Annotated in this window: 20 protein-coding genes; 7 read left to right on the forward strand and 13 right to left on the reverse strand. The window is 59.0% G+C overall.

Going from position 1 to position 23,154, the window contains the following annotated elements; genetic code table 11:
- Window positions 1-4 precede the first annotated feature (4 nt).
- Genes bcsB through bcsE form a run of 7 tightly spaced genes read right to left on the reverse strand, consistent with a single transcriptional unit; the run spans window position 5 to window position 9,228 of the window.
- Window positions 5-2,332, reverse strand: coding sequence for a cellulose biosynthesis cyclic di-GMP-binding regulatory protein BcsB (gene bcsB / locus PPTH39_RS01275; RefSeq protein ID WP_095000191.1), 2,328 nt, complete (start codon window positions 2,330-2,332; stop codon window positions 5-7).
- A complete protein-coding gene (bcsA, locus tag PPTH39_RS01280; RefSeq protein WP_130871422.1) occupies window positions 2,329-4,929 on the reverse strand; it encodes a UDP-forming cellulose synthase catalytic subunit in 2,601 nt (866 codons plus the stop codon). The genes bcsB and bcsA overlap by 4 nt, the downstream gene beginning before the upstream one ends.
- Complete coding sequence (bcsQ, locus tag PPTH39_RS01285; protein ID WP_130871423.1) at window positions 4,926-5,648, reverse strand: cellulose biosynthesis protein BcsQ; 723 nt, start codon at window positions 5,646-5,648, stop codon at window positions 4,926-4,928. The genes bcsA and bcsQ overlap by 4 nt, the downstream gene beginning before the upstream one ends.
- On the reverse strand, window positions 5,645-5,881 hold the full coding sequence (gene bcsR, locus PPTH39_RS01290; RefSeq protein ID WP_095000194.1) for a cellulose biosynthesis protein BcsR: 237 nt from the start codon (window positions 5,879-5,881) through the stop codon (window positions 5,645-5,647). The genes bcsQ and bcsR overlap by 4 nt, the downstream gene beginning before the upstream one ends.
- A complete protein-coding gene (gene bcsG / locus PPTH39_RS01295) occupies window positions 5,851-7,497 on the reverse strand; it encodes a cellulose biosynthesis protein BcsG (protein WP_130871424.1) in 1,647 nt (548 codons plus the stop codon). The genes bcsR and bcsG overlap by 31 nt, the downstream gene beginning before the upstream one ends.
- Window positions 7,484-7,684 carry a cellulose biosynthesis protein BcsF gene (gene bcsF / locus PPTH39_RS01300; RefSeq protein WP_095000196.1) on the reverse strand — a complete coding sequence of 67 codons (201 nt, stop codon included), beginning with the start codon at window positions 7,682-7,684 and terminating at the stop codon, window positions 7,484-7,486. Before bcsF ends, bcsG begins: the two co-directional genes overlap by 14 nt.
- The gene (gene bcsE, locus PPTH39_RS01305) at window positions 7,681-9,228 is read right to left on the reverse strand and encodes a cellulose biosynthesis protein BcsE (protein WP_095019137.1); all 1,548 of its coding nucleotides are present in this window, start codon (window positions 9,226-9,228) and stop codon (window positions 7,681-7,683) included. Before bcsE ends, bcsF begins: the two co-directional genes overlap by 4 nt.
- Before the next feature lie 517 nt (window positions 9,229-9,745).
- Here bcsE and PPTH39_RS01310 point away from each other — a divergent pair.
- Window positions 9,746-9,982 carry a YdcH family protein gene (locus tag PPTH39_RS01310; RefSeq protein WP_095000197.1) on the forward strand — a complete coding sequence of 79 codons (237 nt, stop codon included), beginning with the start codon at window positions 9,746-9,748 and terminating at the stop codon, window positions 9,980-9,982.
- 26 nt (window positions 9,983-10,008) lie between these two features.
- Complete coding sequence (locus PPTH39_RS01315) at window positions 10,009-10,305, forward strand: putative quinol monooxygenase (RefSeq protein ID WP_095038784.1); 297 nt, start codon at window positions 10,009-10,011, stop codon at window positions 10,303-10,305.
- Window positions 10,306-10,371: 66 nt separating this feature from the next.
- Here the strand turns inward: PPTH39_RS01315 and PPTH39_RS01320 are convergent, their stop codons facing one another.
- Complete coding sequence (locus tag PPTH39_RS01320; RefSeq protein ID WP_130871425.1) at window positions 10,372-12,144, reverse strand: acyl-CoA dehydrogenase C-terminal domain-containing protein; 1,773 nt, start codon at window positions 12,142-12,144, stop codon at window positions 10,372-10,374.
- 139 nt (window positions 12,145-12,283) lie between these two features.
- Window positions 12,284-13,906: an acyl-CoA synthetase gene (locus PPTH39_RS01325; protein ID WP_130871426.1), complete on the reverse strand. Its 1,623-nt coding sequence runs from the start codon at window positions 13,904-13,906 to the stop codon at window positions 12,284-12,286.
- A 180-nt stretch (window positions 13,907-14,086) separates the two neighbouring features.
- On the opposite strand from PPTH39_RS01325, the gene PPTH39_RS01330 reads away from it, so the two are divergent.
- Together PPTH39_RS01330 and PPTH39_RS01335 are read left to right on the forward strand one after the other, a co-directional pair.
- Window positions 14,087-15,892: a PAS domain-containing sensor histidine kinase gene (locus PPTH39_RS01330; protein ID WP_130871427.1), complete on the forward strand. Its 1,806-nt coding sequence runs from the start codon at window positions 14,087-14,089 to the stop codon at window positions 15,890-15,892.
- Between the two features lie 2 nt (window positions 15,893-15,894).
- Complete coding sequence (locus tag PPTH39_RS01335; protein ID WP_095000202.1) at window positions 15,895-16,530, forward strand: response regulator transcription factor; 636 nt, start codon at window positions 15,895-15,897, stop codon at window positions 16,528-16,530.
- Here PPTH39_RS01335 and PPTH39_RS01340 read toward each other — a convergent pair.
- A complete protein-coding gene (locus PPTH39_RS01340; protein ID WP_095019142.1) occupies window positions 16,517-17,920 on the reverse strand; it encodes an aminotransferase-like domain-containing protein in 1,404 nt (467 codons plus the stop codon). The two genes, PPTH39_RS01335 and PPTH39_RS01340, sit on opposite strands and share 14 nt — an antisense overlap.
- Before the next feature lie 129 nt (window positions 17,921-18,049).
- Here PPTH39_RS01340 and PPTH39_RS01345 point away from each other — a divergent pair, with 129 nt between their 5' ends.
- Window positions 18,050-18,688 carry a LysE family translocator gene (locus PPTH39_RS01345; RefSeq protein ID WP_095000204.1) on the forward strand — a complete coding sequence of 213 codons (639 nt, stop codon included), beginning with the start codon at window positions 18,050-18,052 and terminating at the stop codon, window positions 18,686-18,688.
- Between the two features lie 21 nt (window positions 18,689-18,709).
- Here PPTH39_RS01345 and PPTH39_RS01350 read toward each other — a convergent pair whose 3' ends face one another.
- Window positions 18,710-19,186, reverse strand: a complete 477-nt coding sequence (locus PPTH39_RS01350; protein ID WP_130871428.1) for a hemerythrin domain-containing protein — start codon at window positions 19,184-19,186, stop codon at window positions 18,710-18,712.
- Window positions 19,187-19,455: 269 nt separating this feature from the next.
- On the opposite strand from PPTH39_RS01350, the gene PPTH39_RS01355 reads away from it, so the two are divergent.
- Both PPTH39_RS01355 and PPTH39_RS01360 read left to right on the forward strand, forming a co-directional pair.
- Window positions 19,456-20,424 carry a site-specific integrase gene (locus PPTH39_RS01355; RefSeq protein WP_178110299.1) on the forward strand — a complete coding sequence of 323 codons (969 nt, stop codon included), beginning with the start codon at window positions 19,456-19,458 and terminating at the stop codon, window positions 20,422-20,424.
- Window positions 20,425-20,507: 83 nt separating this feature from the next.
- The gene (locus tag PPTH39_RS01360; RefSeq protein ID WP_095000205.1) at window positions 20,508-20,705 is read left to right on the forward strand and encodes a PLDc N-terminal domain-containing protein; all 198 of its coding nucleotides are present in this window, start codon (window positions 20,508-20,510) and stop codon (window positions 20,703-20,705) included.
- 3 nt (window positions 20,706-20,708) lie between these two features.
- Here PPTH39_RS01360 and PPTH39_RS01365 read toward each other — a convergent pair whose 3' ends face one another.
- Window positions 20,709-21,797, reverse strand: a complete 1,089-nt coding sequence (locus PPTH39_RS01365; RefSeq protein WP_130871429.1) for a polyamine ABC transporter substrate-binding protein — start codon at window positions 21,795-21,797, stop codon at window positions 20,709-20,711.
- Between the two features lie 50 nt (window positions 21,798-21,847).
- Window positions 21,848-23,149, reverse strand: coding sequence for an NAD(P)/FAD-dependent oxidoreductase (locus tag PPTH39_RS01370; protein ID WP_130871430.1), 1,302 nt, complete (start codon window positions 23,147-23,149; stop codon window positions 21,848-21,850).
- Between the last annotated feature and the right edge of the window lie 5 nt (window positions 23,150-23,154).

Genomic DNA, 23,154 nt, shown 5'->3' on the forward strand with positions numbered 1-23,154 from the left:
GGCGTTAGTCATGCTTGTTCAGGCGACGGTTGGCCGCCCAGCTCAAGGCACGCCACAGCAGGAAGGCGCTGAGCAGAACGCTGATCACGGCCAGCACGGTGAGCAGCACCGGGTGCTCGGAGAGCTGGTACCACAGCAACAGGTACCATGGCAGGTTGCCAACAAAGTACTGGTCACCCACCAGTTGGCTGTAAACACCGCTGCTGCGGATCAGTGCCGCGGAGCCCGCTACTGCGTCCAGCTTGCCGCTGTCACCGAGGACTTCGCGCAACAAGTTGTAGTCTGCATCGTCATTGGCCAACATTGCCACGACACTGCGCTGGTTATGGGTCGGGGACTGCATGCCCAGGATAGCTGCAATCGGGGCCTGCGCTGTGACTTCCACCTTGTTGGCTGGCACGTTGCGTGCGTCGGTCGACGGCGTGCGACGAATGTTGGCATCAATACCGGTGGTGCCATGTGGCTGTACCAGCATGTCACGCTGGCGTTGCAGCAATACGCTCAAGTCCGGGTTATCGCGCAGGTCTGGTGCCATTTGTCCCAGTACCAGCAGGTCGGCATCTTCCTTGGAGGCGGATTGCCAGTCATCGGTCAGGCGCAAGCCGAACGCCGGGTAGCCGGAACGCGCAGAAATGCTGGCCACGGTTTCAAGCAGGGTGCTGATTTGTGTCGGTGTGGTGTCTTTGGGTACGACAACGATGGATTCGGACATGTCGGCCATGCGGCTGAACGGGAAACCACTGCGGGCAAAGGCCTTGAGGTCCGGCATGCTGATGTAGTGGTAGTAGCCGGACATATCGATGGTGGAGTCCTCATCGATAATTGCCTGGGTGTTGGCCGGCAGGATGGTCTGGCAGCGATCTTTCTGTGAACTGCCCATGGTGCTGGCAAAGTTGAAGTCGAAACGCAGACGGTTACGGTCGCCAATTTTCAGCGAAGGCACGATCAGCTTGTCATTGACGTTGGCTGAGTCGTTGGACAGCACCGACAGGCGCAGTTCTTCGAGGTTGCTGGTGTCTTTGCGCAGCAATGGCAGGCTGGTGAGGAACTGGTCATTGAGGCTGATATTCAAGCGCGAATCATCATTGGCCGACGGCGCGGTGTAGCGGTACTGGGTGCGTAGCGGGATACCCTGGTTGCGCCAGACAAACAGGTCAGGCGGCAGGTTGACGTCCAGGGTAATGGCGCGTGGCACCAGCCCGCTGACTTGCAGTTGTTGCGGGTAACTGACCAGTTCGGCAAAACGCACAGGGCGGTCGGTACGCATCCACGCCGGAGCATCGTAGGGTTTGCGCGGTTGCAGTTCCTGGACCTTGTCGATGGTCACGCGCGAACCGCGCATCAGGTTGCCGCCCAGGGCCAGGGCCTTGGCGGCTGTAGCCAGGTCTTCTTCGTTGCGACCCATGACCAGCAGGATTTTGCTGTAGGGCGCATCCGGGTGATTGATCATTTCGACCACAGGTGCGGTCACGGCCGGGAATTTCTCCAGATCGCTCATAAATGCAGGGCGGTGATCGTTGGTGGCAAACACCACGGTGGGCTGGACGGCATCCTTGTCCTGCACGCCGGGCAGGGTATCGAACACGACCGGGAAATTGGCCCCGCGCCAGTTGGACTGGCTACCGAAGTAGGAGGCCAGGATCGCGGCGGCTTTCTGCTCGCCCAGGGTCGGGTTGGCCGCGAAGACAAACGGCAGTTCGAGTTTGCCGCTGTTGCGCGGGTCGAAAAACGGTAGCGGGAAAAACGCCAGATCGTTTTGCAGGCTCAGCGCCTGTTCCTGCAGGGTAATGCTGCTGCCACGGCTGATATTGACCCACAGGGTGCTGTTGGCCGGGTCTTCGCAGAATTCGGTGTAATGGCCGACAAACTCCAGGCGTACGCGGTTGAAGTCCGAAATCAGTCGCGGATCAAGGGCCATCTTTTGCGTGGTTTTACGCCCCAACTGGTCCTTCTCGATCGGCAGCACGCCCATCAGCACATCGTTGAGGTAAACCCGGATATGGGAAACCGTCGGGATCAGCGAAGGCGAGGGCGTGTATTCCAGCTGCAGGCTGGCGTCGCTGGCAATGCGGTCCCGGCGCATGCCGAATTCCACCTGGTCGGCGCTGTTGATACCCAGCAGCAGGGAGTCACCGGGGCGCCCCAGTTGCTCAAAGGTATAGGTCACCGGCCAGCTTGGCAGTACCTGATCGGTTTGTGCAAATGCAGGTTTTGGCAGCGTTTCGGCCACTGGTGAACTCCCCGGCAAAGGCAGGGGGGCCGACATCAGCTGTGAGGCGAAGGTCATCAGCGCTAGGCTGGCGAAAATGGTTTTTTTGGTTATACGACTCATGATCTGCTCACTGGCCGGGAAATAAGAGGGGTGGAGGTGGGCATGCGCGGCAAAAAGCTGCCCAGCCACTGAAAGATGTGCAGGAAAGGTTTTGCCAACACGCGGACCCACGCCGGCAGGTATTCATACAGGCGGTAATAACCCTTGATGCCCAGGGCCAGGATCTCCTTGAGACTCTGGATCGGCTTGTCGGCTTCAAAACCGCTGTTGTGATCAAGCCAGGCATCGGCGCGGCCAAAGGTGCATTGCACGAAGGCAATTTTTTCTTCGGCCGGTAACCGGGCAAAGCTGAGACCAATAAAACGTTCGCTGGAACGGGTCAGGGTGCCGGTGAATACAAACTCGCGGTTGCCGCGTTGCAGAATCAGTGACACCGGCGTGCCGACGGGCAATTGCAGAGCCTGGCTTAGTTGCAGGCCGACGCCACCGTCGGAGTAGTCCACCAGCTCACAAGGGTAGCTGTGCCCGTCAGCCAGTTTCACCGCCCCCGGCAAGCGCGCGAGTACCCGGTGGGTGTTGCGCACCTGGCGTACTTCCGCGGCAACTGCAACCGCAGCCCCGATGATCAGCAGGTTGTAGATCACCCACAGGACGCTGACGATCACGGTGAAGATTTCATCCCTGGGGCCATAGAACAGGCGCCAGACGGCAAAGCCCAGGCCGAGGATGTTCAACACCGACAAAATCAGGTAGGGCTTGGCGGTCTGCCAGTCGAACTGGTTTTCCTCCATCATGCCGCCCTTGGCCGTGACGTTGAATTTGCCCCGTGACGGGCTGAACAAGGCCACCGTGGTCGGCCGTGCGATGTACCAGGCCAGCACGGTTTCATACACCTCGCCCCAGAATGTCTGGCGGTAGGCGCCTTGCATCCGCGAGTTGGTCAGGCTGGCGTGGATCATGTGCGGCAGCACGTACAACAGGATCATCGCCGCCGGGGCGTAGATGATGTAAGCGTGGAAGAACAGGAATGCCAGGGGCGCAGTGAGGAACACCAGCCGCGGCAGCCCCACCAGAAAGTGCATCATGGCGTTGGTGTAGCAGATGCGCTGGAAGATCGTCAGGCCCTTGCCCAACAGCGGGTTGTCAGTGCGGAAAATCTGCACCATGCCCCGCGCCCAACGGATGCGCTGGCCGATATGCGCCGACAGGCTTTCGGTCGCCAGCCCCGCCGCCTGCGGAATACGCAGATAGGCCGAGGTCCAGCCATTGCGGTGCAGGCGCAAGGCGGTATGGGCATCTTCGGTCACGGTTTCGACAGCAAAACCGCCGATGGAGTCAATTGCGGTACGCCGCAGTATGGCGCAGGAGCCGCAGAAGAACGCGGCGTTCCACATGTCGTTGCCGTCCTGGATCAGGCCGTAGAACAGTTCGCCTTCGTTGGGGCGGTTACGGAAAGTACCCAGGTTGCGCTCGAACGGATCCGGCGAGAGGAAGTGGTGCGGGGTTTGCACCAGCGCCAGTTTCGGATCGCGCAGAAACCAGCCAACCGTCAATTGCAGGAAGGAGCGGGCAGGCATGTGGTCGCAGTCGAAAATCGCCACCAGATCGCCGTCGAGCAATTTCAGGGCATGGTTGAGGTTACCCGCCTTGGCGTGACGGTTGTCGGTGCGGGCGATGTAGTTGATACCCACTTCCTCGGCGAAGGTCTTGAAACTTGGGCGGTTACCGTCATCGAGCAAATGGATGCGCAGCTTGTCTTTCGGCCAGTCGATACCCAGCGCCGCATACACCGTGCCACGGGTAACCGACAATTCTTCGTTGTAGGTGGGAATCAGCAGATCCACTACCGGCCACTGATCGGTGTCTGCCGGCAGCTGTGCCGGTTTGCGATTGAGCGGCCATGAGGTTTGTACATAACCCAGCAACAGGATCAGCCAGGTATAGGTTTCGGCCACCAGCAAGGTCAGGCCGCAGACCAGATCGAAGGTGTCGTTCCAGTTCAGGGTCGAGGTATAGCGCCACCACAGATAACGGCACGACACGATGACCGAGAGCACGATCAGCAATAATGTAGGGAAGCGCCCCGGCATGCGCCGGACCAGCATGGCCAGCATCCACAGCAAGACGACAAACACCAGTTGCGCAAGGAAACCGAACGGTTCGGTAATGCACAGCACAATCAACGCAAGGGCCAGTACGCCCATGGCGATGTACAGGCCCTTGCGCAGCGGCCATTGAATGTTGTCCCACCAGTGCGAGCCTTTGGTGACTTGCGGGCTGAGGGTGGTGGGCAAGCGGGCAAAGGCATTGGACAGCAGGTTCCATGGCCGTTGCACGATCATCAGCAAGGCCGAGAAAAAGCTGGCCGTGCGCTGGCGGAAGCGTTGCCGGCCGATCTGGTCCTGGTTGGGCGTTCGCACCAGCAGTAGCCACAGGGTTTGCACCGTGTAGCGTAGCGGGTCACCGATGGTCGAGGGCTTGTCCGCCAGGTGCGGATACAGGCGCCGGTGCTGTTCGCGCAAGACTTGCCAGCGGGGTGATTCAAGGCGCAGGAAGATCCAGCCCAGCGCTTGAATCAGCGCCAGGGTGAAGGCGGTAAAACGGGTGCAGTTCTGCTCCCGCCGCAATCGTGTATAGGGGAACCAACGCCTGATCATTCAAGCCTCCTGCCGCGCAGCAGGCACCAACTGGCCAGGCTGATAATGTCCAGGGCAATCAGGCTGGAGGGCGCATAGCGCCCGGCAGGCTCGCTTCTGGCCAGGGCCTCGGCCATGGCTTCATCGGCATGCAGGTTGACTGGCACCAGTGCATGGGCATAACGCTGTTGCCAGATCAGCAGCAGATCGCGCTGCAACTGGCTGGCGGCATCGAAGCGATTGACCAGAAACAGCGGGGTCTGCGTCAGCTGCGGTTGCAACAGCACATGGCAGGCAGCATCGGCGTTGGTAACCATCATCGAGAGTGCGCAGTGCGGGTTGGTCATATGCCCAGGCAAGCGTTGCGGCAGGTCGAAGAGTATCCAGTCAAACGCGTTCGCCAGCGCAGCCTGGCGCTGGCTCCAGAGCTTTGGCTGTTCAATCAGCAGGGCATCGAGGGCAAAAAGCTCGCTCGGCTTCAATTGGCCATAGGGCAGCACGCACAGGCCTGGCTCTACCACCCAGGCGTGTTCGTGCCAGGGTTGCCGGTCAAGGGTCGCCCGCGCCCAGCCTTCACGGGGGGCAAGGTCCATATTGAAGTGCAGGCCCAGGGAGTTCTCCGGGCACATGTCCACCAGCAGCACTTTCTGCCCCAGGTCATGCAGCGCATGGCCAAGGGCCGCCAGGGTTGAGCTGGTGCCCACGCCACCCCGCACGCCACGCAAACTCATGCTGATCATGGGGTTTGCTCCGTGTCCTTGGCCAGCAACGGGGGCTGCTTGTACTGCGCCTCTAGATAGGCCAGCAACGGCCAGCGCTCAAAGGCCTGCAACAGCTCCATATGTGCCGACACATCGACATATTCCAGGGCATGCAGCTCCATCATGGATTTAAGCCGGGCAATATCATCGGCCCGTTCTTTGCGCGAAAGGATATCGGCGCTTATTTGAACCGCTGTGGGTAAGGCAGCCATCCGCCGTTCTCCTTGATTCGCACATAAGGTTTGCCGTTGTAGTCGAGTACTACGGTCCCTGAGTTTTCCGATACTTTCGCGGTTTTCGGCAGATCGGTGAGCAGCCTGGACCAGTCCACGGTCTGGCCATTGCTCAGCGCCGGATCGGCGTACAGGCGAGCTATGATTTCTGCCACGGCCAGGTAGCTGCTGGGTTCACTGACGTGGATAGGCTGGGTTTGCGCGTTGTCGCCCATATTGATCAGCTTGATACCCACCGGTACATGGGTGATGGAGTCACTGGGGATTTCGCGCATGCCGGCTATCTGCATGCGGTCACCGTGCAGCGCTGCGCCATGCTCAGGGACGATGGCTACCACGACGCGACGGCCACTTTTTTCCAGCTCTTTAAGGAAGGCATTAAGATCGTCGAGAAGGATCTGCGCCCGGCTGCGGTAGTCAGCGGCCTGGGTGCCGCCATCGGACTGCACCTGGCGGTTACCGTCGTGCAGGCTGGTGGTGTTGTAGAACAGCGCCATATTGGGTGAGTCTTCAGTCATGCGGTGCTGCCACCACTTGCTCAGCACATCACGGTCGCGCCAGATCGGCGAGCCATCAAAACCGACATAGGTACGCGGCAGGCCTGCGGGTACAACACCCAGAGCCGGAGGAGGCAACTGGCCCTGTTCACGCACTTCCTGCAGGAAACCGTCGAATTCACCGGTGTGGTTAAGCATCAGCTCATTGGAAAAGCCCAGCTTGCGCAAGTCATCGAACAACAGGCACTGATCCGCCGGTTGTTTGTACAACTGCGCATGGGAGGTCTGGCCGCAACTGGCGCGCAGCAAGCGAATGGCTGCGGGGCCGCTGTAGGCGGTGGCCGAGTTGAAGTTGTCGAATATCACGTCCATCTGGCTGAACAACGGGTTGTCACGCAAGCCCACGGCATCCAGGTCGTCCCAGGCCATGGAACAAATATTGATCACCAGCAGATCGAACGGGGGCGGCTTGACTGCCGGTTCCTTGAACTCGACCTTGCGCGTGGATTCGTTGAGATAGAACTTCTCCAGGTAGCCATTGAGCGTCGCGTCGTCGGGCTCGCCTGCGCTGACGGTCGGCGCGCCCGTGGCAGTCTGTGCGCCGGCCATTTGCGGTTGCACGGAAGGTGGCAACAACCACTGCAGATTGCCCATGCCCAACCAGGCAAAGCCCAGCAGGGTGAGGGTGGTCAGGCGCAGCCACTGGTTCAGGAACAGGTAGCCGACAAACAGCAACAGCAACAGGGCGCACACTTGCCAGTCGATAAAACGCCCCAGCAGCTCGACGATATAGTCGAACGAAAAGTTCAACACCCCGGGTTGTGCCAGCAGGCGGCTGAAGGGCGGGAACCAGGTGTCCTGGTACAGAAGGGCCACGGCCACCGGAATGGCAATCAGGGTGCGCAAACGGCGTAGCACCGGGTTGGCGATCGGAATCAGCAAAACGGCAGCAAAGATCAGGTTGGGCAAAATCTGGATGTTCAGATGCCCCGTCCAGGCCAGCAGGAACTTGGCCAGGAAATACAGGTTCCAGGCGCCCAGGCCGCTCCAGGATCCGGCAATTTTGTGCGCCGGTGCGTCAGACTTAAACAGACTCATCAGGCGTTCTCTGAGCAGGGCTGGCTGGCATGCGACGGCGAACGCCGCACGATTTCAAATAGCGGGGAGAGAGGTACTGCTCGAAATGACTTTTCAAGTACATCCGCATGCGCTGCCAGAACAGCGTCAGCAGTACGGTCACCACACAGGTCAATGCAATGACATCGATTAGCTCAAGGAACGTCATGACTGTGGCTCACTGATAGGCAGGGTGAATCTTTGCGGATTTAACGGCGCACGTTCACCCGTAGCAGATACCGCTTGCGTCGCATGGGTCTCGACGGGGATATGCAAGTGTGCAGGCACGGCGCCAGCTTTCATAAAGGCGTCAGCCGGCAGATCGGACAACCCGCTGAGCATGCGGCGCTGGCTGAACATGTCGCGCCAGGGCAGGCGGCAAACATTGCCCAGTGCCGGTTCCAGTCCGTCAGCGCGGCAGGCAAACAGAAAGAGGTAAAGCTCGCCATCCAGCAGGCAGGCAAAGTCGCCGAATCGACGCAGGCACATCTGATTGAGGAACAGTTCCTCACCAATGCCGGGCACCGGTTCGAACTTCATCAACTGGTGGGTTACCTCACCCGAACTGTCCTGGTAGATCTGCGCAACGGCTTCGAAAAAATCACGGGGGCTCACCAGCCCGCGAATTTGCGGCGGGCGCTGACGTTCCAGAAGGGTCTTGAAATCAATGTTCTGCGTGTACTGCCAGCGCTGCCCCTGAATGCTTTCAATCATGCTCAGAAAACGTGAGAGCAGGGTGCCGTCGGGAACGATCAGGTTGGCCCCGCAGGCCAGCAACAGACGTTCATCGCGGTAGCGCACCGACGGTTCCATTTCGCGCACAACGATCTTCAACTGCGGCCCGCAATGTTCGCGCAAGTCGTGCAACTGCTGTGCAAGCTCAAGTAACTGGTAGCTGTTGTCGATGCCGACAATTACGGTCGCGGCGCTGGCTGACTGGGCTGCTTCGAGCAATGCATCACGGTTTTCGAACAGGTACCAGTGCTTGGACATTGACGGCGCACCCTCCAGCACGGAGCGCTCGGCAAGATAAACGTGCTGATCGTCCGCTACCCGGGGCTGGGTATCGACCTCGGTTTGCGGGATCAGGCGCAAGGTCGCGTCCTGGTCCGACAACTTGAACTCCTGCCCGGCGCTAACGCCCAGATCGCTGTGCCAAAAGTGCAACTGATAGCGCAGGTCGCCGTTGTAGCGGTACAAGCGACTTAAACCGGACAGGGTTTGATTGAGTTGCAGCAACTGCGCATGCAGCAGCGCTGCCTCGCCATGGGTAATCACCAGCAATGTGGCGTTGCGCTCCAGCAGCCAGGAACGCATGCGCTCGAACCAACGTTGCAATTGGACCGCTGTGGTGGTCTCAGCCCAACTGTTGGCAGGCAGCACCAGCAGGATCTGGCTTGAAGGGGCGGTACCGGCACGCGCAAGGTCGCGGTTCAACGTGGCCAGCCCAGGCACGATGACTCTTGGTGCGATCTCGAACAGCTTGAGTTTTTCCGGCCCGCGATCGGGCGCCATGTCGTTGACCAGGCCTTGTGCGTAGCCGGTGCTGGCAATCAAGGTTGCCGGCACGCTTTCGGGTATGTTTTCAAGAAATTGCCGAGCAAGCAGTTTTGCGTCAGCGGAGTGATCGACCGTGACCCAATACAAGCCGCCTGCGCGCAACACAATGTGTTGATCCGGCAATCCGCCTATGGCCAAACTGATATGAACCAAGCGTAACGTCCCCCAAGGATGAACAGGTGTTAAGGCGTTCGGGTACTGCCAGCCATCACCTGTCTATTTCTTTAGGTGTCAATAGAATGACTGTCAACATTTAACCCGTTACGTCTCAGTTGTTTCTTCTTGTACTGTGTGCTGTGCATCATTTATGACAAGCGTAGTACTACACTCGAATGAGTGTAAGAAAGCGCGTACTTTATCATCTGAAACATCTGGTTGAGTGGCTTGAGACTGAGGATCGTCAAAAAAATAACGGCAATATGATTGTAGTCATTAAATTGGCTACTCGCCTGGAAAGGCTGATATTCGAGGGCTCGGCACCTCAGGCCAAGGTATTTGTAGGTAACGCTCGCGAGAAAACCGGCTAAAGGGAGAGGAAAGTACGCGCCCGGCTTTCTGAGAGTCCCATTGCGTGCTATTGCTTACGCGGGTTCATTGTGAACAGAGCCATTGTGATCAGGTTCGCCCTCAGAACCTGAACCTGCCACTGAAATAGCCATGAGGTGCAGATATGCCAGTCAAGCACGACTTGTTACAGGACTTGGGGCTCACTAAAGAGGCCGTCAGCAAGTTTCGCAGCGAAAACCCGCATCTGAATCAGCTGTTTGTACAGTACGGCGAAAAAGATGCCGAGGTCGTTGAAGCTGAAGCCAACGACGCCATAGGCGTCCCTGATGATGTACTGCGCACGCTCAAGGAGCAGCGCTTGCAGATCAAGGATAAAATCGCGCAGATCCTCAGCGCTTAAGTCACCGCAAGCTGCAGGAAGTAGATATGTCCCGAATCATCAAAATTGTTGCCACATTGCGTGCCAAGCCTGGTCATGGCAAAACTGTCGAGCAGGCACTGCGCGCCTGTGTCGAAGGCTCACGGGCCGAACCGGGCTGCCGTTTCTATGACTTGCACGTGGATCGTACCGACCCCGAGCGTTTTGTCTTTATTGAAGGTTGGGCGGACATGGAGGCGATCGAGCATCATAAAACCACCCCGCACTACCAGGCGATGGCCCATGCCGTGGGCGATCTATTGGCGCATCGCGAAGTGTTGTTGCTTGACGAACTGAGCGTTTAGGCCCGGTTCAAGTGCGCAACAGCCTGCGGCGGCCCTGAACAGGCCGCCGTTTTTATTGGCGGGCGTTTAAAAATGTGCGGCATCGATCTGGAACAGTGATTCGCTGCCAGCCCGTATTCCTTGCTCCAGGCTCAGTGTGCGAGGCAACAAGCGGGAGAAATAGAACTGTGCGGTCGCCAGCTTGGTGTCATAAAACCCGGGGTCGGTACTCCGCGAGCGCTGCGCCACATCGGCCATGCGTGCCCATAGCCAGGCATACGCCACATAACCGAACAGGTGCAGATATTCGACGCAGGCGGCGCCTGTTTCATTGGGGTTGGCCCTGGCCCGTGCCTGCAGCCAGTCACTGACATCCTCAAGACGCTGCACTGCGTCCAGCAGTTCGCTGGCATAAGGCTTGCCGGGCCGGGTCGCGAAGTCACGGATGTGTGCGGTAAACAGGCGCAGGCTTGCACCGCCATTGGCGATCACTTTTCGGCCCAGCAAATCCAGCGCCTGGATGCCGTTGGTGCCTTCATAAATCTGCGCAATGCGCACATCGCGAACCAGCTGTTCCTGGCCCCATTCGCGGATATAGCCATGACCACCAAAGACTTGCTGGCCCAGCACGCAACTGTCGAAACCGGTATCGGTAAAGAAGGCCTTGGCCACTGGGGTCAGCAAGGCTACAAGCGCAGTGGCTTGCTGCTGCTCCTGCGGCTCGGTAGAGAACTTGGCCAGATCCAGTAGTTGGCCCACATAGCTGGCAAATGCCCGTCCACCTTCGGTCATGGCCTTCATGCTCAGCAACATGCGTCGCACATCGGGGTGGACGATAATCGGGTCGGCAATCTTCTCCGGTGCCACGGCTCCGGTCGGGGCACGACTTTGCAGGCGCTCGCGGGCATAGGTGCGGGCATTCTGGTAGGAGGCCTCGGCGCAGCCAATGCCCTGGATGCCGATCGACAGACGCTCGTAGTTCATCATGGTAAACATCGCGGCCAGGCCCTTGTTGGCTTCACCGATCAACCATCCCTGTGCGCCGTCAAAGTTGATCACGCAGGTTGCCGAAGCCTTGATCCCCATCTTGTGCTCGATGGAGCCGCAGCTCACCGCATTGCCTTGTCCGAGTGAACCATCGTCATTTACCAGCACCTTGGGAACCAGAAACAACGAAATGCCCCTGGGCCCTGCTGGCGCATCCGGCAGCTTGGCCAGCACCAGATGGATGATGTTTGCGGTCAGGTCCTGATCGCCGCCGGTGATGAATATCTTGCTGCCGCTGAGGCTGAAACTGCCGTCAGACTGCGGTTCGGCGCGGGTGCGGATAATCCCCAGATCGGTGCCGGAATGGGCCTCGGTCAGGCACATGGAACCGGCCCAGCGGCCTTCGTACATCGGTGGCAGGTAACGGCTTTTGAGGGGTTCGCTGGCGTGGGCATCGATGGCAAGGCAAGCACCGCTGGTGAGCGCCGAATAAAGGGCAAAACTGGAGTTTGCGCCGTAGAGCATTTCTTCAAATTGCACGGCGAGCATTTTCGGCATGCCCAGGCCGCCAAATTCAGGATTGCCCGACAGGCCTACCCAGCCGCCTTCGATGTAGGTGTTGTAGGCTGACTTGAAGCCTTCAGGTGTGGTGACCTGGCCCGCCAGCCAGTGTGCGCCTTCTTCGTCGCCACTGCGGTTGAGCGGGGCGATCAGTTGGCCGGTGACCTTGGCGGCTTCCTCAAGTATGGCGTCGGCGGTATCGGCGTCGACGTGGTCGGCCAGGGCTGGCAGCCTGGCCCAGAGTGCGGGGGCTTCGAAGACTTCGTGCAGGACAAAGCGCATATCGCGCAGGGGGGCGTTGAATTCAGGCATGAAAAACCTCGTTTTTTGCAGCTGAAGGCATTCTGTGGGAGCGGGTTTGCTCGCGATTTGGGCGCCGCGGCCTGTCTGGGTAACCGAAGCGACACCTTCGCGAGCAAGCTCGCTCCCACAGTGGGTCTATAGGGGGCAGTTACAGTGCTTTGGCCATATCACGCAGCACGAACTTCTGGATCTTGCCCGTGGAGGTCTTGGGCAGCAGGGTGAACACCACCGTACGGGGCACTTTGAACCCGGCCAGGTGATCGCGGCAAAAAGCAATGATCTCGGCCTCGCGCACCTGCTGATGATCGGCCTTGAGAGTGATAAAGGCGCAAGGCGTTTCACCCCACTTTTCACAGGGCCGCGCCACCACAGCCGCCTCCATGACGTCCGGGTGTCGGTAGAGCACACCCTCGACCTCGATGGTGGAAATGTTCTCGCCACCGGAAATGATAATGTCCTTGAGCCGGTCGCGAATTTCGACGTAGCCGTCCGGGTGGCACACGGCAAGGTCACCGGTGTGGAACCAGCCGCCTTCGAAGGCTTCGGCCGTGGCGCTGGGATTCTTCAGATAGCCCTTCATTACCGTATTGCCGCGCATGAAAATCTCGCCCATGGTCTCGCCGTCACGGGGCGTCGGTACCAGGGTTTTCGGGTCGGCCACCATCACGCCTTCCAGCGTCGGGTAGCGCACGCCCTGGCGGGACTTGATCTGTGCGCGTTCGGCCAGAGGCTGCGCATCCCACTTTTCATGCCAGGCACAAATCGTCACCGGACCATACACCTCGGTCAGGCCATAGACGTGGGTGACCTTGATGCCCATTTCTTCCACGGCACCAATCACCTTGGCCGGTGGCGCAGCGCCTGCGACCATCGCATGCACCGGGTGGTCGATGGCAGCCTTGGCGGACTCGGGCATATTGACCAGGGCGTTGAGCACAATCGGTGCACCACACAGATGGGTGACCTGATGCTCGCGAATCAACGTGAGGATCTTTTGCGGGTCAACCCGGCGCAGGAACACATGCACGCCAGCCAGCGCGGTGATGATCCATGGGTAGCACCAGCCGTTACAGTGGAACATCGGCAAGGTCCACAAATACACCGGGTGATTGCCGATGGCCCAGACCATCTGGTTGCCCAGGGAATTGAGGTAAGCACCGCGATGGTGATACACCACGCCCTTGGGGTTGCCGGTGGTGCCGGAGGTGTAATTGAGGGCAATGGCCTGCCATTCATCTGCGGGCCATTGCCAATCAAAGTCGGGATCGCCTTCGGCCAGTAGCGCTTCATAGTCCAACTGGCTGACCGGCTGGCCTTCACCGTATTCGGGGTCATCCACATCAATGATCAGCGGGGGGTGATCGAGCATGGCCACGGCCGCATGCACTACGTCATGGAACTCGCGATCGGCAATCAGCACCTTGGCTTCGCCGTGGGCGAGCATAAAGGCGATGGCTTCAGCATCGAGGCGAACATTGAGGGCATTGAGCACCGCGCCGATCATGGGCACGGCAAAGTGCGCTTCAAGCATCGCCGGGATATTGGGCAGCATCACCGCTACCGTATCGCCCTGGCCAATCCCGCGCCCGGCCAGGGCACAAGCCAGGCGGCGGCAACGACTGTAGGTCTGCGCCCAGGTGCGGCGGATGGCGCCGTGAATCACGGCAGGGTAATCGGGGTAGACGCTGGCTGTACGTTCGATAAAACTCAGCGGAGACAGGGCAATATGGTTTACGGCAGTCGGCTCAAGGCCGTGCTCAAAAATCGACATGAAGGTCATTCCGGTGGCTGATTGTTAGCTCTATGGCTGCCTGCTCTGCCGATGGCGAGCGGGTCAGTTTTATGTCCGGTCTGACTTATAGCTCACTCCGGGTTTGATATGGAAGTAATACCTAAGCAATATAGTAGTTGTACTATATAAAGAAAAATTCGCTCAAGTCCTGGATGCCCAATGCCGATCGCGCTGCTTCCCCATGACCCTCAACCCTCTGTAGTGCTTGATAGAGACGGCTTGGCGCTGGCAGCCAACGACGCACTGATCCGCCTGCTGGCGGGCAAGGGGTTGAGTCATGCGAGTGCTCTATTGCCGGGCAATCTGCCGGAGCTGGTACGCGCCTGCCTCAAGCAGGGCAGAGCCATCGAGCAGGTAGAGGCGCAAAGTGCTCAGCAGGTCTGGCTCTGGACGCTTATTCCCGACCCCGACAGCCAGTGTGTGCTGGCCCGCGGGCGTGAAGCGAGTACAGAACTGCTGGCCGGGCGAGAGGCGGCCAAAGCCCGACGCCTATACCGGCTGATTACCGAAAACACCACGGACCTTATCTCGCGCCATACGCCTGACGGGCGTTTTCTGGATGCCTCGCCGGCGTCCTGGACCCTGCTTGGCTACTGGCCCGAAGCACTGCGTGGGACCCTGGCCCAGCGCCTGTTTCATGCTCACGATCTGAAGCTGGCGCTGCGTCAGGCCCGTGATGCCCTGCAACTCGACGGCTATCACACCATGACCTACCGCATTCGCCATCAGGCAGGGCATTACCTTTGGTTTGAAACAGCCAGCCGGGCAATTCGTGAAACCTACACCGGGGCGGTCGTCGAAGTGGTTAGTGTGTCGCGGGATATCACGGCCCGCGTCCAGGCTGAAGAGAACAAGCGGCGACTGGCTGAAGTGGTGGAAGCCAACCCTGATCCGGTGCTGTTTATCGACCCGGCTGGCGGGGTGTCGTATCTCAACCCGGCAGCACGGCGTCTGCTGGGTCTGCTGCCCGCAGAAGGCATGCCCGCATTGGCTGATTTTTTGACCGCGCAAGTCTTGGCTACCCTGGAGAGCAACGGCTGGCACAGTGCAGAGGCGCAGGGTTTGTGGAGTCACGAGACCCGTTTGTTGCCCTTGAATGGCGAGCCTTCGGTGCCGGTGTCGTTACTGCTGCTGGCTCATCGCTCGACTGCCGGAGAGCGGTTTTTCTCGCTGGTGGCACGGGATATGCGCGAGCGTGAACTGCGCGAAGCCCAGCAGCGCCATCATCAGGATGAAATGGCCCATACCGCGCGCCTGGTCACACTGGGCGAACTGGCATCGGGGATTGCCCACGAAATCAATCAACCGCTGGCGGCAGTGGTCAATTACGCCAATGCCAGCCAACGTTACCTGCAAAGCCTGGACAGTAATCCTGCCGCAGTCGAGCGTGTGGCCCAGGGACTGGAGCGGATCAACCTGCATGCCAATCACGCCTCGGAAGTGATCAAGCGCCTGCGCGGTTTTTTGCGCAAGGGGCGGCGTAACCTGCAAGCGCTGGATATCAGTGAGGTGGCGCGCCAGGCCGTCAGCCTGTGTGCCTGGGAGGCCGGGGAACGAAATGTCACTATCGAGCTGCAGTTGCCGGAGTCCCTGCCATGGGTATACGCCGACCGGGTGTTGCTGGAGCAGGTGCTGCTCAACCTGTTGCGCAATGCCATAGATGCCAACAACGAGCAATTACCGGGTCAGCTTTCGCGGATCATCCTGCAGGCTCAAACCCTTGATGGCGCCACCCTGCAAATCAGCGTGCAGGATCAGGGGCCGGGGGTCAGCGCCGGGGAGCTTGAGCAGTTGTTCACGCCGTTTTACACCAGCAAGGCAGATGGCCTCGGCCTGGGCTTGTCGATGAGCCGCAGCATCGTTGAGGGCTTTGGTGGTGAACTCAATGCCCGACCACAAACCAGCGGCTTGCTGATGTGCTGCTGCCTGCCATTGATGGCTTCACTCAACACGACAAGAGAGTAACGATGACAACCCAAACCCGGCCTGTGGTGTATGTGGTGGATGACGATCAGGGCATGCTCGACTCGACGGTCTGGTTGCTCGAGTCCGTGGGCCTCAATGCGCTGGCGTTTACAAGCGGGCAGGCCTTTCTTGACGCTTGCGACCCGACCCTGTGTGCCTGTGTGGTACTGGATATCCGCATGCCGGCCATGGGCGGCCTGAATGTTCAGCAGGCATTGCGTGAACGAGGGATTAGGATGCCGGTGATCTTTGTCAGCGGGCATGCCGATGTGCCCATTGTGGTACGGGCTTTCAAGGCCGGTGCCCATGATTTTATCGAGAAGCCCTATAACCAGCAGTTGTTGCTCGACAGCGTACAGCAGGCCCTGAGTGGCGATACCGCGCAGCAAAGCGCCAGCCAGGAACAGACCGAACTTGAGGCCCGTCTGCAAAGCCTGACACCGCGTGAGCAAGATGTATTCATGCCTTTGGTCAAGGGCTGCACCACCCGTGAAATTGCCGCGCTGCTGGGGGTGAGTGCCAAGACTATCGACCTGTATCGCTCCCGGGTGATGAAGCGCATGCAGGCCCGGCATTTGCCCGATCTGGTGGGCATGGCCATTGCTGCCGGGCTGGTTGATCCGCTCAGGTTGGGTTAGCCAGTAATGCCTCGACGCCAGCCATGACGGCAGGCGTGTCGGTGTGGGCGACGTTGAAGCGCATGCAGCGGCGCAGTTGCGGATCAAAACCGAACAGGATCCCGGGCGCGAGCACCAGGCCACGGGCAAGTGCCTGCTGGGCGAGGGTTTCGCCATCCAGCCCGGCAGGCAATGTGGCCCAGATAAACATGCCGCCGGCGTAGGGCACGCTCAACCTGAAGCCCAGGCCCTGCAACCAGCCCGAAACCCGTGCACCACTGGCCTGCAGGCCTTGCACCACGCGCTTGCGGTGTTTGTGATAAGTGCCGTCATTGAGCATCGAGCACACCAGTTGCTCAAGCATTTCCGAAGTAATCCCGCCGCACATCAGTTTCATCTGGGTCAGCTCGGCGGCCATCTGCGCAGAGGCCACGACAAAGCTCACCCGCAGGTTGGCACTGAGGGTTTTCGAAAAACCGCTCAGGTAGGTCACTTGCTCCACGCCTGCCAGCGCCACCAGTCGGGGGGGCGGTTCTGGGTGCAGGTCGCCATAAAGATCATCTTCGATAATGGCGCACTCATAACGCTTGGCCAGCTCGAGCAGTCCGTAGGCCTGCCCGGGTGTGAAGGAGTGCCCGGTGGGGTTATGCAGCAGCCCGGTGGTGAGGTAAAGCGTTGGCCGGTGCTGGCTGAACAGGGTTTGCAGCGCTTGCAGGTCCAGCCCTTGGGCAGTGCGCTCCACAGTGATCACGCGCACGCCATGCAAGGCCAGGTTGGCGTGAAAATTGAAATAACAGGGCATGTCCAACAGCACGGTATCGCCGGGGCGCACGCGCAAGCGCAGCAGCATGTCGAGCCCCAGCACGGTATTGGCCGTGGTGATAATCTGCTCGACCCCCACATTCAGGCCCTGGCTCAACAGTTTCTGCTGCAAGGCCTGACGCAGCGGCAAATAGCCCGCCGGGTCACCATAACCGGTCAGTCGCAGGGCTGGCGAGCGACTGAGCTGGCGCATGTTGCCACGCAGGGCGCTGGCTTCCAGCCAGCTTTCCGGTAAATGCCCGCTGCCGGGGCGCAGGGCACCGCTGGCACCGGTCAGGGAGCGGCGCAAGACGCTGTGCAAGTCTTGCGGCAGCAGGTCAAGGGCAGTGGCGCGTCCGCTTTGCAGCGTTTTCGTCGCAACAAAGTAGCCCAGGCCCTGACTGGATGTGATTCTGTCCTGCCCGCGCAAGCGATCCAGGGCTTCGATCAGGGTGAATTTGCTGACGCCCCAGTGAGCAGTCATCTCGCGCGCCGAAGGCAGTTTGCTGCCGGGGTTGAGCAGACCCTGATCAATGGCCTGGCTCAAGGCATCAACAATCTGCTGGACCTTGGACAGGCCGGGTTGAAACGCAACGGTAGGTAAGTGCATGCAGGGCCTCGTACTTTACCGGTCATGCTACCAGTAAAGGTCGGTAAAGTTTGTCAGCGCTTGATCTGCCAATAGCCGGCAGGGCCTGCCTAGACTGCGCGACCGTAACTTCTGGATTCAACCACCGTCATGGCCACGCAACTGACACTCGCTTCATTTCTGTATTTTCTGATGTTTTGCGCCACCATGACCTTCAGCCCCGGGCCCATGACCCTGCTCTTGATGGGGTTCGGCATGCAGCAGGGGCTCAAGCGTTCCATGCCGGTACAACTGGGAGCCAGCGCAGCGTATCTGGTGTCGATTCTTGTTTTTGCCGTAGGCTTCGCCGAACTGATCAAGGGCAACCCGTTAATCAGTCGCGGGATCCAGTACGTGGGGGTTACGTACTTGCTGTACCTGGCGTACCGGCAGTGGACCAGCACCGGGTTGAAACTGGACAGTCCCGACACACTGCACAACGATTTTACAGGGCGCTTTGGCAAGGGCCTGCTCACCGGTTTCTCCAACCCGAAAACCATCGTCATGTTCAGCGCCGTATTCCCGCAGTTCGCCGGGCAGGGCAGTGATTCCCGAATGCTGGATCTGGCGGTACTGGGGCTGGCTTTTTTGCTGCTGCAGTTTGCCAGTGGTTGCCTGTATTGTTACTTCGGTCAACGTATTCGCCGGGTGCTGCAAAGCCCGTCGCGACAAGTGTTGTTGCAACGGGCTACAGCCTGCATGTTGCTGGGGGTTGCAGTGATGCTGGCGCGAGGTTTTACCCAGGGCTGAACCTGCCGGGCGCTGGTGCCATCACGCCGCCAGGGGCTTGCTGTTCAGGGACTTTTTGTATTCGGCTTTCATCGTTTCCATCTGTTTTCCCAGCTCATCGAGCACCGCTTTACCGAGCAACTTGCGGGCCTGGGGAAACATCTCGGTTTCTTCTTCTTCGATATGGTGCTCGAGGAGTTCCTTGACCACCTTTGCACGACCGGAGAATTCCAGAGAATCGGGGGCAGTTTTCTTGAGGTCAGGCAATACCAGGGAGTCCACAGTGCGGTGTTCTTCCTTCGCTTCGTGGTACATGACGGCTTGCTCTTTACCACCGGCTTTCTTGAAGACCGGGTAGAGGATTTCCTCTTCAAGGCGGGTGTGGATAGTAATTTCCATTTCCAGTTTGTTGAGCAGTTCAGTGCGTTTTTTCACGGCGCGCTCGGTGGAGTCGCTGAGCTGGCTCAAGATGGCCTTGACTCGTTTGTGGTCTTCCAACAGCAAATCGATGGCATTCATATTCACTCACCTGTCTCTTTCACGGATAGGGATGGGCCTTTGTGCATACGACCCTCAGGGGTGAATATTGCATTAGCTGTACCAACTTGAACGGACGATATAAAATTAATAAAAATCAATTAGTTAAGTTTTAAAGCTGACGTATCTATTCGTGCAGAATGCATGTATGCCGCGCCCAGGTCATGCAATTCGCGAGTAGGTTGGCGTTAATGCGCTAAACGCGGAAATCCCCGCCGCATGGGGTATATTGCGAACTGTTTCTGCCTGTAATGAGATTGGTTTTGTCTACGATTGACTCCCCGCTACCGCCGCTTTCTTCCTTGGTGTTAAACCCGGTGCAAACGCCTGTGGCGCTTTATCTTCAGCGGCTGGCGCCGTCCAGCCGCCAGACCATGCGTTATGTCTTGCAGGAAGCGGCAGACCGCCTGGGCGCTGAAGACGTGGCGATTGATGAATTCCCCTGGCATCAACTGCAACCGGGGCATATCACCGCACTGGTGGCGGCGTTGCGTGAAGACGGTTACGCGCCAAATACCTCATCGCTCTATGTCAACGCCATTCGCGGCGTGATGAATCAGGCCTGGCAACAAAACCTGATCACTCAGGATCATTTGCTCAAGATACGCGCAGTCAAGGCGGGAGGCGGTTCGCGGCTGGTCAAGGGGCGTAACCTGCGGCGCAATCTGATTCGCGAGCTGATGGACGTCTGTGCCGCAGACCCCCGTCCGCAAGGGCTCAGGGACGCGGCGATCATCGCAATTCTGTATGGCTCGGGGATGCGCAAGTCCGAGTCGGTGAATATGGACCTGTGGCAGGTCGATGTAGAACAGCGCAGCTTGCAGGTGCTGGGCAAGGGCAACAAGGAACTGATCAAGTTTGCACCGGCCTGGGCTTTCGAAAAACTGGAAGAGTGGCTGGCATTCCGCCGGGCGAACCTGCCGGACGGGGTCAGTGATGACACCTTTTTGTTCAATCGCATCCGCCGCGGCAACCATATCACTCGTGATCGCCTGACCAAACATGCGATCTATTACATCGCCAAGCAGCGGGGCAGGCAGGTAGGGGTCGACATCATGCCCCATGATTTTCGTCGCTCGTTCATTACCCGGGTGATTGAAGAGTACGACGTGTCGATCGCACAGAAGCTGGCGCACCACGCCAACATTGCCACCACCGTCAGCTATGACGTGCGCGATGACAACGAGCGGCGCAATGTGACCGACCGCTTCCTGTTGTAAGCGCAAGGGTTGGCGGTTTTAAGAATTAATGAACCCTCGCGCCATCTCCCCGCCTAACGTTTAACAACCACAGGAGGTCGCGCATGCAAATCGAAACCATATGGGTGGTACTGGCAATTATTCTGGTGCTGCTGGAGCTCTGGGCAATCCGCGGGGTGATGAAAAGCGGGGCACGGTCAAGCAGCCGGCTGATGTGGATTGCCATTATCATCTTCGCGCCGTTGCTGGGCATGCTGGCGTGGCTGGTTGCCGGGCCAAGGCAGCCGAGCACACACCATTGAATATCACGTATTGGTCTTGAGCTTGGTCCACAAACGGGTGCTCAGACGGGCGATTTTGGCCGGCAGGTCCTCCACGGTGAACAGGGTGTCGATCACTTCACTGGACGGGTAGATCGCCGGGTCCTGTTTCACGTCCGGCGCCAGGTACGGGTCTGCCGCCTGGTTGGGGTTGGCGTAGTGGATATGGTTGCTGATAGTGGCAATCACTTGCGGGGTCAGCAGGTAGTTCATGTAGGTGTAGGCATTTTTTTCATGGGGCGCGCTCTTGGGCATGACCACCATGTCCAGCCATAACGTCGAACCTTCCTTTGGGATCGAATACGCAATGTCGATCCCGTTCCCGGCTTCCCGTGCACTTGCCGCAGCCTGTACCACATCACCGTTGAAGCCGATCACCGCACAGATATTGCCGTTGGCCAGATCACTGATGTATTTGGATGCATGAAAATACTGAACATAAGGTCGTATTTTCAGCAGCGCCGCTTCGGCTTTCTTGTAGTCCTCAGGCTCATGACTATGGTGCGGCAAGCCCAGGTAGTTGAGAGTGATCGGCAACACTTGCGTCGGATTGTCGATAATCGCCACACCGCACTGGCTCAGTTTTTTGATGTTGTTTTCATCGAAAAACAGGCTCCAGGAGCGGGTGACATCCGTGGTACCAAAAATCGCCTTGATCTTCTCGACGTTGTAGCCGATCCCCGCCGTGCCCCACATGTAGGGGTAGCCGTACTGATTGCCGGGATCGTTGGCTTCCAGTTTGTTCATTAACACCGGGTCCAGGTTCTTCCAGTTTGGCAACTGGCTCCTGTCCAGTTTCTGGATGGCACCGGCCTTGATCAGGCGGGACATAAAGTGGTTCGAAGGGCTGACCACGTCATAGCCGGTATTACCGGTCATCAACTTGGATTCCAGCACTTCGTTGCTGTCGTGAATATCGTAGGTCGCCTTGATCCCTGTTTCCCTGGTGAAGGTGGTCAGGGTGTCGTCGGCAATATAGCCGTTCCAGTTGGAAATATTCACGCTTTCGTCGGCGTGGCTGACGGCCGAAAACGCTGCGAGCATGACCGCAAGGGAAACCGGGCTGATGTTCATGTTCAATCACCTTTTCAAGGAGCTTTTATTCTTTTGTGGTGTGAGAGTGTTCAGATTTCTGTTTTGGCTCTGAGGGCTTCCATGCGCATGCGCAGCGCTGCACCGACGTCAAAAAATGGCCGTGGCGGTAACCAGCCCGGCTGCGCTCTGTCCATGACCGACTGCAGCAGGGGCGAGCTGGCGCCACAGGCCAGCTCTGCGAGCAGACGGCCCCACAGCGTGCCGCGGGCAACCCCGGAGCCATTGCAGCCCGCCACGGCATAGATGCCTTCCTCGACCTTGGCAAAGTACGGCTGGCCACTGCGGGTAGCGCTCAGATGGCCGGTCCAGGTGTAGCGGATGTCTTGCTCACCGAGCCCGGGGAAGCGACGTTGCAGGCCCAGTGCATGGTGTTTTCGACGCAGTGACAAGTCACTGCCGGACAAATCGCGCGTACGGTATTCCGCGGTATTGCGGATCATTACCCGCCGATCCGGAGTCAGTCGCACCGTGGCGCCCAGCGGCCTCGTCGACAGCACGCCCCAGGGCTCGACACTGCCGATGGCCTGATACTCCTTGTCGCTCAGGGGGCGGGTGAGGCTGGCGCTGAGCTCCATCGGGAAGGTTGCGCTGTTGTCGATCCCGGCGCGGGGGATAAAGGCATTCAGGCATACCAGTACCTGTGTGGCTTCAATGCTGCCTTGGATACCCTTGGCCCGAATGCGTCCGCCACTCAGACGTTCAAGCCCGATGATGTCGGTGTTTTCAAAAAGGCTGACATTGGCCGGCAAGGCATCCAGCAGGCCCTTGACGTATTTCGCCGGCTGCAACAACGCATTGCCATTGCCGCACCAGATGGCCGCCTGGTAATGGCGGGTGCCGAGTGTCTGCGCCAATTGCGCGCCTTCCAGAAAGTGTGCAGATGCGCCGACTGCATGCAGGGTCTTGAGCTTGGCCTCAACCTGGGTCAACTTGCCCGGGTCGTTGACGGCGAAGTAGTAACCCGAATCCCGGTACTCGCAGTCGATGCCGTGGCGCGCAATGCGCATGCGCACTTCATCACCGGCCGCCTGGCCGATTGTCGAGTCCACGGCATAGCCGGCAAATCCACCCTTGCCGATCAGCTCGTCATCAGCCGGGTTTTCATGGGCCACCGCGTAACCGGAGTTGCGTGCCGATGCACCTTGGGCTGCACGTTGCCTGTCGACAATCAGAATGCGAGCTTGCGGGTGCAATTGCGCCAGGGAATGGGCCGCACTGAGGCCGGTAATGCCCGCACCGATAATCAACCAGTCGGCTTTCTCGACGCCGTTGAGGTGATCACGGAGGGGGGAGCTTCCTGCCAGGGCAATCCAGCCACATTCATTCTTCACGTTTC

This window comes from Pseudomonas bubulae (assembly GCF_900618535.1).
GTDB lineage: Bacteria > Pseudomonadota > Gammaproteobacteria > Pseudomonadales > Pseudomonadaceae > Aquipseudomonas > Aquipseudomonas bubulae.

Coding starts and splice junctions, on each gene's coding strand:
- PPTH39_RS01315 (WP_095038784.1), top strand. CDS start 10,009: ATGTCCCGAATCATCAAAATTGTTGCCACATTGCGTGCCAAGCCTGGT.
- PPTH39_RS01360 (WP_095000205.1), top strand. CDS start 20,508: ATGCAAATCGAAACCATATGGGTGGTACTGGCAATTATTCTGGTGCTG.
- PPTH39_RS01365 (WP_130871429.1), bottom strand. CDS start 21,797: ATGAACATCAGCCCGGTTTCCCTTGCGGTCATGCTCGCAGCGTTTTCG.
- bcsR (WP_095000194.1), bottom strand. CDS start 5,881: ATGGCTGCCTTACCCACAGCGGTTCAAATAAGCGCCGATATCCTTTCG.
- bcsQ (WP_130871423.1), bottom strand. CDS start 5,648: ATGATCAGCATGAGTTTGCGTGGCGTGCGGGGTGGCGTGGGCACCAGC.
- bcsA (WP_130871422.1), bottom strand. CDS start 4,929: ATGATCAGGCGTTGGTTCCCCTATACACGATTGCGGCGGGAGCAGAAC.
- PPTH39_RS01320 (WP_130871425.1), bottom strand. CDS start 12,144: ATGCCTGAATTCAACGCCCCCCTGCGCGATATGCGCTTTGTCCTGCAC.
- bcsB (WP_095000191.1), bottom strand. CDS start 2,332: ATGAGTCGTATAACCAAAAAAACCATTTTCGCCAGCCTAGCGCTGATG.
- PPTH39_RS01335 (WP_095000202.1), top strand. CDS start 15,895: ATGACAACCCAAACCCGGCCTGTGGTGTATGTGGTGGATGACGATCAG.
- PPTH39_RS01310 (WP_095000197.1), top strand. CDS start 9,746: ATGCCAGTCAAGCACGACTTGTTACAGGACTTGGGGCTCACTAAAGAG.
- bcsF (WP_095000196.1), bottom strand. CDS start 7,684: ATGACGTTCCTTGAGCTAATCGATGTCATTGCATTGACCTGTGTGGTG.
- bcsG (WP_130871424.1), bottom strand. CDS start 7,497: ATGAGTCTGTTTAAGTCTGACGCACCGGCGCACAAAATTGCCGGATCC.
- PPTH39_RS01350 (WP_130871428.1), bottom strand. CDS start 19,186: ATGAATGCCATCGATTTGCTGTTGGAAGACCACAAACGAGTCAAGGCC.
- PPTH39_RS01355 (WP_178110299.1), top strand. CDS start 19,456: ATGAGATTGGTTTTGTCTACGATTGACTCCCCGCTACCGCCGCTTTCT.
- PPTH39_RS01340 (WP_095019142.1), bottom strand. CDS start 17,920: ATGCACTTACCTACCGTTGCGTTTCAACCCGGCCTGTCCAAGGTCCAG.
- PPTH39_RS01325 (WP_130871426.1), bottom strand. CDS start 13,906: ATGTCGATTTTTGAGCACGGCCTTGAGCCGACTGCCGTAAACCATATT.
- PPTH39_RS01330 (WP_130871427.1), top strand. CDS start 14,087: ATGCCGATCGCGCTGCTTCCCCATGACCCTCAACCCTCTGTAGTGCTT.
- PPTH39_RS01345 (WP_095000204.1), top strand. CDS start 18,050: ATGGCCACGCAACTGACACTCGCTTCATTTCTGTATTTTCTGATGTTT.